The sequence below is a fragment of the Mucilaginibacter sp. Mucisp73 genome (assembly GCF_059491465.1).
On the sequence record NZ_CP168507.1, the window covers coordinates 5073174 to 5087551 of the forward strand.

General features: G+C 40.9%; 11 protein-coding genes. 3 read left to right on the forward strand and 8 right to left on the reverse strand.

Translation table 11 applies throughout. From position 1 onward, the window contains the following. Positions 1 to 21 precede the first annotated feature (21 nt). Positions 22 to 1893, reverse strand: coding sequence for a CocE/NonD family hydrolase (locus ACEN82_RS20865; protein WP_413321002.1), 1872 nt, complete (start codon positions 1891 to 1893; stop codon positions 22 to 24). A 388-nt stretch (positions 1894 to 2281) separates the two neighbouring features. Between ACEN82_RS20865 and ACEN82_RS20870 the strand changes: the two genes are divergently transcribed. Then, positions 2282 to 3511 carry an endo-beta-N-acetylglucosaminidase H gene (locus tag ACEN82_RS20870; protein ID WP_413321003.1) on the forward strand — a complete coding sequence of 410 codons (1230 nt, stop codon included), beginning with the start codon at positions 2282 to 2284 and terminating at the stop codon, positions 3509 to 3511. Between the two features lie 273 nt (positions 3512 to 3784). Here ACEN82_RS20870 and ACEN82_RS20875 read toward each other — a convergent pair whose 3' ends face one another. The 7 genes from ACEN82_RS20875 to ACEN82_RS20905 all read right to left on the reverse strand — a co-directional run bounded on the left by ACEN82_RS20875 (position 3785) and on the right by ACEN82_RS20905 (position 11036). Further along, entirely contained in the window at positions 3785 to 4099 is a 315-nt protein-coding gene (locus tag ACEN82_RS20875) for a GNAT family N-acetyltransferase (protein ID WP_413321004.1), read from the reverse strand. Between the two features lie 212 nt (positions 4100 to 4311). Beyond that, positions 4312 to 6027: a GMC oxidoreductase gene (locus ACEN82_RS20880; RefSeq protein WP_413321005.1), complete on the reverse strand. Its 1716-nt coding sequence runs from the start codon at positions 6025 to 6027 to the stop codon at positions 4312 to 4314. A gap of 137 nt (positions 6028 to 6164) precedes the next feature. Continuing rightward, positions 6165 to 7355 (reverse strand): phosphoglycerate kinase, encoded by a 1191-nt coding sequence (locus tag ACEN82_RS20885; RefSeq protein ID WP_090531276.1) that lies wholly within the window; start codon positions 7353 to 7355, stop codon positions 6165 to 6167. 101 nt (positions 7356 to 7456) lie between these two features. Beyond that, positions 7457 to 7891, reverse strand: coding sequence for a GNAT family N-acetyltransferase (locus ACEN82_RS20890; protein ID WP_413321006.1), 435 nt, complete (start codon positions 7889 to 7891; stop codon positions 7457 to 7459). A gap of 124 nt (positions 7892 to 8015) precedes the next feature. Continuing rightward, complete coding sequence (gene gap, locus ACEN82_RS20895; protein WP_413321007.1) at positions 8016 to 9023, reverse strand: type I glyceraldehyde-3-phosphate dehydrogenase; 1008 nt, start codon at positions 9021 to 9023, stop codon at positions 8016 to 8018. A 92-nt stretch (positions 9024 to 9115) separates the two neighbouring features. Further along, positions 9116 to 10219, reverse strand: a complete 1104-nt coding sequence (locus tag ACEN82_RS20900; RefSeq protein WP_413321008.1) for an MraY family glycosyltransferase — start codon at positions 10217 to 10219, stop codon at positions 9116 to 9118. 79 nt (positions 10220 to 10298) lie between these two features. After that, positions 10299 to 11036 carry a glycosyltransferase family 2 protein gene (locus ACEN82_RS20905; protein ID WP_090529938.1) on the reverse strand — a complete coding sequence of 246 codons (738 nt, stop codon included), beginning with the start codon at positions 11034 to 11036 and terminating at the stop codon, positions 10299 to 10301. 106 nt (positions 11037 to 11142) lie between these two features. On the opposite strand from ACEN82_RS20905, the gene ACEN82_RS20910 reads away from it, so the two are divergent. Both ACEN82_RS20910 and ACEN82_RS20915 read left to right on the forward strand, forming a co-directional pair. Further along, complete coding sequence (locus ACEN82_RS20910; RefSeq protein WP_413321009.1) at positions 11143 to 11925, forward strand: polysaccharide biosynthesis/export family protein; 783 nt, start codon at positions 11143 to 11145, stop codon at positions 11923 to 11925. Then, positions 11926 to 14346: a GumC family protein gene (locus ACEN82_RS20915; protein WP_090529945.1), complete on the forward strand. Its 2421-nt coding sequence runs from the start codon at positions 11926 to 11928 to the stop codon at positions 14344 to 14346. Positions 14347 to 14378 lie beyond the last annotated feature (32 nt).

Consider the following 14378-nt stretch of genomic DNA (forward strand, 5'->3'; position numbering starts at 1 on the left):
CGTACTTGCATTGCAAGTATTTTATTCCATAACCCTAACCTTTAAGTAACTCGGGTTTGTTTTGGAGGTATAAACCTTATGTGTAGCCTTTTTAAAATCGGTATCTTTCGCTTTCATGATATCCTGAAACTGCTGTGTATTTCTGTCGATAAGCGGGAACCATGTGCTTTGTACCTGAACCATCATACGGTGCGCTTTTTTGAAGGTGTGCAGCACATCCTGCAGTTCAAAATTAACCGGGGTTACTTTACCAGGCACAAAAGGCTCGGGTTTATCAAAACCATTACGGAATTTACCACGCATAGCCTCGCTGCGTACCATTTGCTGGTAACCGCTCAGGTATACATCTTTACCTGCCCATTTGGTGTTTTTAGTAGAATCAGGATAAACATCAATCACTTTAACCACCCAATCGGCATCGGTGCCGGTAGTTGATACTTTAAGATTAGCCCAGATATTACCTGCGATGGTGACATCTTTATCTAAAATATCAGTTTCGTAAGTAAGCACGTCCGGGCGTTGCGATGCAAAACGCTGATCGGCGGTCATGTACTCGCGCTTCATATCCATATCAATGCTGTTGATAAACGGCACCGGCTTGTTAGGGTCAGATATAAATTCGTCATGGTTATCGGCTACGCCTGTTGGAGTTGTAAATGATAGTTTTCCGCCCGGCAGCAGGTACAGGTTTTTCTCTGTAGCTTCTTTTGGTGGCCAGGTATTATAGGTTTTCCACTCGTTAACACCGGTTTCGAAGGTAGATACCGGCTTCAGGTCGAAATCAGCAGTACCTTTTAAATAATGACTAAAAAACGCAAACTCAATTTTTTCGCGATAAAACGGGCCGGTAGGGCCACCGAAACCAACATCGCCTAAATGATCTCCTTCACCACGTGCCCAACCGCCGTGTACCCATGGCCCCATGGCAAAGTAAACCGGGGTTTTAGGGTTTTCTTTTACCAGGGTTTTATAGGTATTGATAGCTCCGTATAAATCTTCAGCATCGTACCAGCCACCGGTTACCAGTACCGCTGTTTTTATATCATGCAAATGATAAAGCACATTACGGTCTTTCCAATGCTGATCGTAGTTAGGGTGATCAAGCATTTCGTTCCATAAACGGATAGTATCCTTATAGTATTTAGTGTTTGAATTTTTTACCGATCCCATCTTCAGGAAAAAGTCATATCCATCTTCGGTGCCTGCATCAAAACCTTTGCCGCGGCGCTGGGTTGGTTTATCATCCTGCCTGTTGGTAAAGCCCGGATAAAAACCAAAGTTTGCTACCAGCATAAAGGCACCGTTATGAAATGCGTCATCGCGATACAGGTCGGCAATTGGAGCCTGCGGCGATGCGGCTACCAGGGCCGGGTGACGGCTTAACAAAGCAGTGGTGGTGTAAAAGCCGGGATACGAAATACCCCATACTCCTACCTTGCCATTGTTGTTGGGAATGTTTTTCAGCAGCCAATCAATTGTATCGTAAGTGTCGGTGCCCTCGTCAACATCCTTATTGGTTTTATGATCTTCTTTTTCGGGGGTCATTTCTTCGTAAATGCCTTCACTCATCCAACGGCCACGTACATCCTGGTAAACAAAGATGTACCCGTCGTGAGCGAATAATGAGGATGGACCAAGGCTGCCTTTATACAGTTCCGTACCATAGGGTGCCACGCTATATGGGGTCCTGTCCATCATGAAAGGATATTTTTTTGACTGGTCCTTAGGTACATATACCGAGGTAAACAGCTTTTTACCATCCCTCATCGGGATCTGGTATTCATATTTCTGGTAATTGGCTTTAATATAATCAGCATCGGGCGCTTTGGGCTGCGCATACAGGCCTGATGCCGAAAGCAAAAGGCAGAAAATGAAAAGTAAATTTTTCTTCATAAAATTTTTGTCAGTCAATCAAATGTAGCCGAATAAAATAAAAAGGACAACTAACCATACGGCAATTTACAAAAAGCCTCTTTTTTGTTACAGAACAAAGGTTTTTGTTATAGTTAAAATTAAGTGTAATAAGCACCTTTATTAACCATAATAATATTTTTATAAAATAATAATTAAAACCTGTAGGCAATTATACACGTTTAATGGTCTATTACTTTGAACCAAATAATACCGGAGCGAGGACCTAAACGCCCGGTAACCTAAAATATTTAAACAGTTTTTTTAAGAGATAGTGACTATCCCCCGGCTATGCCATGGGCCGCCTTTACGCAAACCAATTATGCTAAAACAATTTATCTTTTTATAACAATTTAACAAACAAACAATTATGAGAACAAACCTTAATCTGCCGTTTGCAAAAACGCTAACCGCCTTATTTGGCGTAGTCGTCCTCCTAACATCCGCCTGTAAAAAGGAAAAAGCGGCACTGCCTACTGATGCCGGCAACACTCCGTCAAAGTTAAGCACCAATGCCATAGGCGTGGCCGGGCCTAAGGGTGTTTGCTATGTGGAGGTAAATAATAATGATATCCGCAATGTGGGTAATTATACCCTTTCAACCGGGGAGCAGCTTTTTGATATTGCTATTATATTTGCGGCCAACATCAACTATGACACCGGCACGCAAAAAGCAGTGCTGTACTTTAACCCGCAAGTAACCAACGTACTCAACAATAAAGCCACTTATATTCAAAGCCTGCAGGCTAAAGGTATTAAGGTATTGTTATCTATTTTGGGCAATCACCAGGGCGCGGGGATCTCTAATTTTCCATCTCAGGCTGCCGCAAATGATTTTGCTCAGCAATTAAGCAACGCCGTTACCACTTACGGCCTGGACGGTATTGACTTTGACGATGAATATGCCGACTATGGCACCAATGGTACCGGTCAGCCAAACGACAGCTCATTTGTTTACCTCGTTACTGCCTTACGTAACCTGATGCCTACCAAAATAATTTCGTTTTACTTTTATGGCCCGGCTGCGTCACGGCTGAGCTATAATGGTGTAACCGTGGGCTCAAAAGTTAACTATAGCTGGAACGCTATTTATGGCACTTATTCTGTTCCGAATGTTCCGGGATTAACCGCAGCCAACCTTGGCCCGGCCGCTATTGATATTCAAAGTACCAGTTCATCAACCGCGGCATCACTGGCAACCCAAACTGTAAATAACAATTATGGCATCTATCTGTATTACAATTTGCCTAATAGCGACGTACATACTTACCTTTCGAGTGTATCAAACGCGTTATACGGCAAGTCTACAGTATATACGGGAACCAGTACTACAGGGGTAACTTTTTACCAGGACATCAATTACGGCGGTACAGTAACGAGTGCCATACCTAAGGGCACTTATACCCTGGCACAATTGCAGGCTTATGGCTTTGTAGATAACTGGGCTTCGTCGGTAAAGATCCCAACCGGTTGGACAGTGACGATGTATGCAAACGATAACTCTACCGGTACATCCTGGACACGAACATCAAACACAGCTAATTTTACCACCCTATTTCCAAATGCAAATGATGTGGTGACTTCGGTTAAAATTCAATAATAAAATAAAAGAGGCTGTATCATAAAGCAAATTGATCACTCTGATGTCGTATACCTGTGAATTGAAATTTAGCTGATAATATTTATACAAAAAGGGGGGTTGACACATTTTTCGCATAATAAACACTTAAATATCTGACTATAAGGAATATAAGTAAACATTAACCCCAAATTGTGTTAACCCTGTCAACCCCCTTTTTGCCATTAGGGCCAACCCAAAACTATATATATTGCTTAATCAAAAAAGAGGTTGTATTACGTACAGCCTCTTTATTTATATGCTTCGCAGCATTAAAAAATAATCCCCAAGGCTATCAGTACCACTATCTCTCACTTCCCAATTTAAAGCGCGATAAAATTGAACCGCTGCCACATTTTTAACAAGACATTTTAAACTAAGCGGAGTTGGATAAGTTTGAAATCCCAAAGCAAGCAGCGCTTTACCAATACCCTTTCCTCTATATCTCGTATCAATATATAAATGATGAATAAAAGCGTCGGGACGCCAAACAGCCATAAATCCCGCTATCTGATCATCATATTCGGCTACCCATACATCTTCGTCAAGCGTGTGAGCCGTCAAAGTCATTCAACGTAAACAAGGAGCTGTCTGTCCAGTAAAAAGTCTGGATTCGGCAAAGCAGATAGATTTCACTAAGTTTTTGGCGGTCTTTCTCTTCAAAACTCCGGATATGTAGACTAACCAATTTCAATATCTGCGAAAATACTATTTATCAATCATCCAATCTATCTGAAAACCCGATAAGTAATCTGTCAATAGGCTTAACAGAAAGCCAAGCACTAAATATTATTTTTCCGCAATTCATTAACAGCATAATTTGCAGCCCTCGCAGTAAGGGCCATGAAAGTTAAAGAAGGATTTTGAGTGCCGGTAGATGTCATACAAGCTCCATCGGTTACAAACACATTAGGACATTCATGCAACTGGTTCCATTTATTTAGCAACGAGTTTTTGGGATTGGTTCCCATCCTTACCCCTCCAACTTCGTGGATATCTAAACCAGGCGCCTGTTTGCTATCATTAGGGGTGATATTTTTACATCCAGCCTTATCAAGCATCTCAGCACCCTGCTGCAAAAAATCATTTAGGGATTTTACATCATTATCATCATAATCTACCGAAACTGACAGTAACGGTATTCCCCATTCATCTGTTCGGTCTTTACTCAGGCTCACCCTATTTTCGGCCTTGGGAATGGTTTCGCCCTGCATCATCATATATACATTCCAGTTGCCCGGTTCGGAGATATTTTCCTTATAGTTAGCCCCAATCTGATCGCCATCAACAGCATGCCCCCAACTGCTCCTTGTAGCGCTATAAAACGTCATATACCCTCTTAAAAAGTCGGTTTCCTGCTTGTAAACATTTCTGAAATTTGGCATCATAACCGCAGCAGGCCTCCGGCCATAATAATAGGTATCCAGGTAACCATCAATGGTTGCCGTTAACGATCCGCGATAATTATGAAATGCAATATACCTGCCAAGCAAATCATTATCGTTTCCTAAACCGTTTGGAAACCTGCCTGATTTTGAATTGAGTAAAATAAGGTTAGAGTTTAACGTAGCTGCGTTTACAAAAATAATACGGGCATAATATTCGGTAACCGATTTAGTGTGTGCATCTATTACCCTGACACCTGTTGCCTTTCCCTTTTTTTCATCGTAAATAATTGAATGTACTACGGCATCGGGCCGGAGGGTAAGATTCCCCGTTTTGGCCGCCCATGGCAAGGTTGATGAATTAGAGCTAAAGTAACCCCCAAACGGACAACCGCGCTCACATAAACTCCTGGCCTGGCATTGCCCCCGGCCCTGTTGTAAATGAACTGGTTGCGGTTTGGTTAAATGCGCGCACCTGCCAATAACAACATGCCTGTCATGGTATGCATCCATTATTCTTTTTTGAATCTGCTTTTCAACCACATTCATTTCCCATGGCGGTAAAAACTCGCCATCCGGCAGCGTTTCCAATCCATCCTTGTGACCGGCAATGCCGGCAAATAACTCTACATGACTATACCATGGTGCAATATCGTTGTAACTTATAGGCCATGCTGTAGCAAAGCCATCTCTTGCCGGGCCCTCAAAATCAAACTTGCTCCAGCGCTGGGTTTGCCTGGCCCACAGCAATGATTTCCCTCCCACCTGGTACCCGCGAATCCAGTCGAACGGCTTTTCCTGAACATACGGGTGTTCTTTATCTTTAACAAAAAAATGAGTTGTAGCCTCGCTAAATGCGTAACACTTTTCAGCTATCGGATTTTCATTTTTTATAGCTTCAGGTAAATGCCCGCGATGAGGGAAATCCCAGGGATTTTTAGTAGCTGTTGGATAGTCCCTCAAATGTGTAACATTCCGGCCACGTTCCAGTACCAATGTTTTCAGCCCTTTTTCGCATATCTCTTTGGCAGCCCATCCGCCGCTGATACCCGATCCTATTACTATGGCGTCAAAAGTATGTTGACTTGCTCCTCCGGAATTAATATTGATCATATTTCATAATTGGCTTAAACAACAATGCAAAACTCAATTTGAAGTTAAGATAATTATCAGGGAATAAATTGACCGGTAACCGTTTTAAACAAAAAAAGCTCCATCACCGGAGCTTTTTTTGTTTGTTTTAGTTCTTATTAGTCGTTGATTGCTTTTACACCTGGCAATTCTTTACCTTCCATATATTCAAGCAAAGCACCGCCGCCGGTTGATACGTAGCTTACCTCATCGGTCATGCCAAATTTAGCTACAGCCGCAGCAGAGTCGCCACCACCAATCAGCGAGAAAGCTCCGTTTTCTGTCGCTTTAGCTACAGCTTCAGCAATTGCTTTGGTTCCGCCTAAAAATTTCTCCATTTCAAATACGCCCATCGGGCCGTTCCATAAAATGGTTTTTGATTCTTCAACTACTTTGCTGAATAAAGCAACAGTTTCAGGGCCAATATCAAGCCCCATCCAGTTGTCTTTTATTTCACCTGTTTTGGCAACATCAGTGTTAGCATCATTTGAAAATGCATCGGCAATGATGTTATCTAAAGGCAATAACAGGTTTACACCTTTTTCTTTAGCTTTTTGCCTTAGGCTGATTGCCAGATCAAGCTTGTCCATCTCAACCAGTGAGGTACCAATGTTACCACCATCAGCTTTAGCAAATGTATAAGCCATACCACCACCAATAATCAGGTTATCTACTTTTTCCAGCAGTTTTTCGATAAGCTCAATTTTATCCGATACTTTTGAACCTCCCATAATAGCTGTAAAAGGCTTTGGTGCGTTATTCAGGATCTTTTCGGCGTTGTTTAATTCGGCTGCCATCAGGTAACCAAAATATTTGGCATCAGGAAAAAACTGAGCGATGATAGCAGTTGATGCGTGCGCACGGTGAGCGGTACCAAAAGCATCGTTCACATATACATCACCTAATTTCGAAAGCTTTTCTGCAAAGGCAACATCACCTTTTTCTTCTTCTTTATAAAAACGCAGGTTCTCTAATAATAAAACCTCGCCGTTACCAAGCGCTTTTGCTTTTTCAACAGCTTGCTCACCAATGCAATCATCAGCAAACTGTACCTGCTGACCAAGCAGATCAGACAAATGAGATACGATATGTTTTAATGAATATTTTTCTGTAGGACCGTCTTTCGGCCTGCCAAGGTGCGACATAAGGATAACTTTGCCGCCATCTTTCAATATTTTTTTTATGGTTGGCAAAGCTGCCGTCATACGGTTATCGTCGGTAATATTGTAATTCTCGTCAAGAGGCACGTTAAAATCAACCCTGATGAGGGCTTTTTTACCTGCAAAACTAATTTGATCTACTGTTTTCATATCTATTAAAGGGTCATTTGTTATGAACGGGCGCAAATTGGGCATTTTAATTCAAAATACTGAACGAAAAACGAAAAAAGCTGTTTTAATCGGCCAAAATTTCATCTTATTTTAACATACATTACATAATGAGGACCAATGCCCAGCACCTCAAATTCGGTCGAAACGACCTCAAAACCAAGGCTGTTATAAAAGTGCACTGCTTTTTTACGGGCATTGCACCACAAGTAATCTGCCATTTGGCCGCGCAGGTATACCAAAGCAAAGTTAACCAACTGATTGCCGAAGCCCTGCCCTCTATATTTTTCGATAGTGGCCATACCCCTGAGCTGGTATCCTGTACCGTTAAATTCGCCATAACTTTGCGGGTGAAACGAAGCAATACAAGCCAGTTCATCATTAACAAAATAGCCAAGGTGAAAATTGCCTTCATTATCATCTGACGGGAAACGGCATTCGTCAAGAGTGAGCTTGCCTTCGCGCAGTACCTCATTACGCACATGCAGCAGTTCATCAACTTTTATAAACCTGATCATGCAGCAAAATTGAAAAAATTCATGGAACAGGAAATTTTAATTCCATTAAATTAAAGCAGCAACGCTTATTTCGCGTATACCGGGCGCTACTCAAAATTATACAGAAAATAACTTATGCTATTGTTTAGGCAGGCTGTTTTTTAAGTTCGGCTAGTCGTACTACCAAATCGGCCAGCCGGCTGCTGTATCCCATTTCATTATCATACCAGCCAACAACTTTTACAAGGCCACCCACTATTGACGTTAGCTGCGCATCAAAAATGCAGCTGTGCGGATTATCCAATATATCAGTTGACACAATGGGGTCTTCAGTGTATTCAAGTACATTTTTCATTGGCCCGTTGGCAGCTTGCTTAAAGGCTTCATTAATTTGAACTACGGTTGGTTGCATTTTGAGGCTGCAGGTAAAATCAGTTAATGAACCGTTAAGCACCGGTACACGAATTCCTGCTCCGCCCAAACGGCCGTCCAAATGAGGGAATATAGCTGTTATTGCTTTAGCAGCCCCCGTAGTGGTGGGTATAATAGAAGCCGATGCGGCCCTTGCCCGCCTAAGATCTTTATGAGGTGCGTCATGTAGGCTTTGATCGCCGGTCATAGAGTGAACGGTGGTAATGTAACCATCAATGATGCCCCAGTTTTCATCTAATATTTTTACCATTGCGGCAACATTATTAGTTGTACATGATGCGTTTGACAGCACAGGAGATTGTAGGTCAACCTCCTGGTCGTTTACGCCAAGCACTACAGTTGGTACATTTTTATCGGTTGATGGTGCAGATATGATAACCTGCCGTGCCCCGGCGGTTAAATGAGCCTCAGCACCCTGGTTGGAAGTAAATTTACCGGTTGATTCTATTACGACATCAATATCCAGAGCCTTCCAGGGCAGGTTAAAAGGGTCGCGCTCGGCAAATACCCGTATACAGTTACCGTTAATAACAAGATTGTTATCATCAAAACTCACCGTACCCTTAAACCCTCGATGAACAGAGTCATACTTAAATAAATGCGCGAGGGTTTGCGTATCGGTAAGATCATTTATAGCTACCACCCGTATTTCGGGATGTAATAAAATATTCCTTAAAAATATGCGGCCAATGCGACCAAACCCGTTTATAGCTATCTTCATGGCATGCTGATAAATAAAGTATCAAAGTTAATGAAGATGCATGGTTAATTTGCTTATTTACGGTATTACTACTTGCAGGTTACAATTGGTTATTAGTCGCTAAAATTCCGGACTACCAGGGTTTCACCTTTTTTTGAACGGATAAAATAAGTGATCATCCCGTTAAAGGATATCGACAATAAAAATATAAGAACAATAAGCCAGGAGTTATTTAAATTATTAAATACCAGCACCATTACTATCGAAACAAGGTTCAGGCATCCTAAAACAAAAGTAGTTTGCAGATGCGTTAAACCCATTTTTAACATACGGTGGTGGATATGATTGCGGTCTGCATCAAAAGGGGATTTTTTGTTTAAGATCCGGATAGTAAAAACCCTTAGCGTGTCAAAAACAGGACCTATAAGTATCGCTACGATTAATGCCGGTGCTGTATATATGAAAGGCAGTTTGACCGTCGAAACTTTACTTAACTCAATAAATTTAATAGCCATTACTGCCGATACCAGGCCAATGAGTAGGGCGCCGGTATCGCCCATAAATATTTTAGCAGGAGTGACGTTAAAACGCAAAAAACCAACCACCGCCCCAACCATGGCAAGTGAAATTGCTGCAAGCTCGTACTGGTTCATATAAATAAAAAGCGCCGCAAAAGCGCTGTTGGCAATAATCCCCGTAGTTGCAGCCAACCCATCAATACCATCAATAAGGTTAAAAGAATTGATGATAAGCATAATAACAAGTATTGACAATATTACACTGGGGATATATGGCAGCGATGCAATATCAAACACCCCATACATGCTGCTGATCCGGATATCTCCGGGGATAACAAGTATGGCGGCAACCACAAACTGGATCATGAATTTGGTACTTGAATTAACCCCCGAAAGATCATCCTTCAGCCCCATTGCAAACAAAATAATACATGCGGTAAGCAGGTAACTAATCGGCAACGATTTGTCGATAATACTGAATAACAAAACTGTAATAGTAAAGCTTACAAAAATAGCAACACCTCCTAAGCGGGGAATACCATGATCATGTTGTTTCCTGAAATGGCCAACATCATCATATAAATGGCGGGCACGCGCAACATGTAATATTGAAGGGATACATAATAATGTAATAAGCGTTGAAAATACAACTATTAGCACATTATAAACAAAATGATAAGAGCGTAGAAATTCAAGCATATGCTATAAATGTGTTAGTGACCGGCTTATTCATTTATAAATACTTATACGACAGGAAACACAAAAGGTTAACTAAAGATTAAAGAAATTGTGAAATTTTCCTAAGGGGCTTCAGCACAATTGCCAAAACGGGTAAAAACACATTATTTTTACGCATCGCTTTCAAATCAAATGACCACGCCTTAAACCTGTTCATTAAATTGCTGTTGCTTATACCCCCTACCTGCATTTTAACCATAACTTTGTTAAGATAAAAGCTCCTTACCTGCCATTTATGCAGAAACCTCGCCATTAATTCATAATCGCCTGCAGAACCGTATTCAAGACTGTAAAAGCCGTGTTTTTCAAACAAATAGCGTCTACAGTAAAAGGTAGGGTGTGGGGGCATAAAACCACGGTTAAAGGAATTTTTTCCACATTTGTGACTTTTCCATTTACGGGTGATTTTACCTGCAGAATTTATATAATCAAGGTTTCCGTAAATGATTTCTGTATCACTGTTTGAAAAAGCCTGTGCCACTGCTGATAAAACTTCCAGGTCTGCAAAAAAATCATCGGCGTTAAGTATACCTATTATTTCGCCTGTTGCTAAACGGATCCCCTTATTAATTGCATCATAAATGCCCTGGTCAGGCTCAGATATCAAAACTTTGATGTGCGATTTATATTGGTTAATTATTTGCAGGGAATTATCTGTTGAGCCGCCATCAATTATAATATACTCAATGTTGTTGTAATTCTGGCCGATAACAGATTCGATACATCTTTTAATAGTATCCTGGGCATTGTAAACAACAGTGATAACCGAGATCTTCAACCTTGCAACTTTGGGAAAAATACAACGTATTAATACCCCGAAATTATGTAATTTTGACTTTGAAGCCTAATTATATTAAATATAACTTGGAACTTTATAGCTGAACATGCGCAACTATACATTTATCTGCTTAATTACTGGGATACTTTTTTTGTTAACCTCCTGCTCAAGCAAACAATATCAATATCTTTTCGAACAAAAGAATAATGTTACTGATACCATATCAAAAGCAAGCGATGTCGCAATAAGCCCGTACCGCATTAAAGCACAGGATATATTACAGATCAGGAACCTGCAAAGCATAAAATATATAGTAGATGAAGCGCCTTCCACTAATGCGGGAGGAGGGGGAGGAGGAAGCACTGCCGGACAAACGTTCCAGGTTGAAGACGACGGCACTGTTGCGCTGCCTGTTATCGGCCATGTAAAAGTTGCAGGCCTTACCAGGCCAGAAGCAGCAAAACAAATTGAGGGGCTTTACCGTACAAACCTGTTGAAAGACCCCATCATTGAACTAAAGATAATTAACCTAAAGGTTACCATGCTTGGCGAAATAAAAGGGCAGGGAAATTATACGTTAACAAAAGACAGGACCACTTTAGTTGAAATGATTGGAGAAGCAGGAGGCCTGACAGATAAGGCTAATGAAGCAAATGTAAAAATAATAAGAGGCGATCAAAAAAATCCCCAGGTTACTGAAATTAACCTGCGGGATATCCAATCAATAAATGATCCCCGTGCTATACTTCAAAGTGGAGATGTTATTTATATAGCACAAAACAAGCGCACCATACGCAATGATAAATTGCAAAACCTTTCAGTAATAACGCAGCCGGTTTTACTGTTGCTTAATACTGCCTTAATTATTTTTACGCTTTCTCATCGGTAAATGGAAGAGTTAGAAAAAGTACAAAGAAAGCTGCCCAACCAGGAAATTGACTATTTTAAGATCGGCAAAATACTACTTAGCCGCTGGTACTGGATATTGGCATCCGTTGTTATTACATCAGCTATCTCGTACACTTATTTATGGTATACACCTAAAACATATGCTACCGGGGGGACGCTTAAGGTAGAAGAAAAAAAATCAGAGATTTCTGACATTATCAGTGTAATGACCACGCCCGAACGCGGCCCGTCAAAAATTCAGAGTATAACTTCAGTATTAACCAGCCGTACCCTCATCCTAACAGCAATAAAAGACCTCGACTATCGTATCAGCTTTTATATCTCGGGCAGGGTACGTACCTCCGAAACCTATCCGCAAAAGCCTCTCGGTATTACTCTGGTAAAGTTTGATAGCCTTAATTTTTTCCATAGCCTGATAACTTTTAAGCCGATCAGTGCTCAAAACTTCAATCTTACCTATAGCATAAACGGTAAGGAGATTCAAAACAACTACAAATACGGCGATATTGTAACCATTGGCAATACCAGTTTCAGAATTAAATACCCGGGGCTAATTCCATCCAAAACAATTTATTTATTTAAGTTCAATATCCCCGAAGATTTTATCGGCCGGGTGCAGGGTAATTTATATGCTGGCGAAACAGCAAAAAACTCAAATATAATTGCCATTCAGCAAACAGATTCCAATCCGCAGTTTGCAGCGGATGTACTTAATGCGATCATGAACAATTATGTGATTTTTGACCGGAACCAAAAGGCGCAGTCAGCTTCACAAATGATCGATTTTATTGACAGTCAGCTGGATTATCTGTCGACTGAAGTAAAAGGCTCTGAAAACTCGATAGAAAAATACAGGAAAAAATCCAAGATCCTTGACGTTACATCCGCATCAACTACTTCTGTAACCAAGGCGACCGAGCTTGAATCAAACAAATCGTTACTAAAAATACAATTAATAGCACTCGACCAGCTTAGCAGCGAAATAGCCAAGGAAAAAAACAATGTAACCTTAAACTTTAATGTAGGCAGCGCTAATCTGCCATCGTTAGAAGTTATGGTAAGCCGCCTGGACAACCTGATTACAGAACGGGCAAGTTTATTAACTACCTATAATGCCGATTCGCAGCCTATTCAAAATATTAACCAAAGCATTATCCAAATTAAAAACACCGCTTTAAACAATATAAAACAGATCCGGGCTGGCATTGAAAAAAACATTCAATATCTTGATAATCAACTTGGCCAGGTTAACTCAACTATAGCGGCATTGCCTGCCGCCCAGCGTGATATGGTGAGCCTGCAGCGTGATTTTGATATTAATGATAAGGTATACTCTTTTCTGTCCGAAAAAAAACTGGAAGCGCAGATCAGCCGTGCCGGGATTTTGCCTGGTGCAACTATTATTGAGCTGGCTCAGCCAAACTTTAATCCAGTTTCGCCCAATGAACATAATATCCACCGTACTGCTACTATATTAGGTCTGGCTATAGGCCTGGGGCTTATCATTCTCATCAGGATATTAAACCCCTATATTTATGATAAGGAAACCATTGAAAGTCTAACCAGCATACCTATCCTGGGCGTTATCCGAAAATTTCCGTATGCCCTTGACGAAAGCAGCGAACAAATCCTTGCTATCAGCAAACCCAAATCAATTTTTGCCGAATCGGTCCGTTCTGTACGTACTAATCTTAGTTTCCTTTCGTCAGAAAAAGCAAGCAAAGTTATTTGTATAACCTCGGAAGTAGCCGGCGAAGGCAAATCATTTGTTGCCGTAAATTTGTCAAGCACACTTTCACTTATTGATAAAAAAGTAATATTAATAGGAGCCGATTTACGTCGTTCAAGGCTGCATAAAACTTTTCATGTGGCCAATGATATTGGCTTGACCAATTACCTTGCACACCAAACTGAAATTGATGATATCATTCATCACTCTGAACAGGAAAACCTTGATTTTATAGTGTCGGGGCCCGTACCGCCTAACCCATCAGAGCTACTACACAGCAAAAGGATGAACGCTTTAATTGAAACACTTAAAACGATGTATGATATAGTGATGATTGATACCGCTCCGATCGGACTGGTATCAGATGCTATACCGCTTATCAGGATAAGTGACATCAATGTTTTTGTGATCCGGTCGGGCAAATCAAAATATTATGCCGCAACTGTGCCACAGCGCATAGCGCAGGAATATCACCTCGATAATACCGTGATAATTTTAAATGCATTCGAAGAAGATTTGCTGCATTCAAGATATTACACTACCAAATTTACCGGCGAAAATACAGGCACACGATATTACTATTATTCAGATTACAGCGGCTACGAAGGTTCGGGCTATTATCTTGATGATGAAAAGAAAAAATGGTGGAATTTAAAACGATGGTTTAAATAAGATTGTTTATTTAAAAAGATTGTTACTAAAAT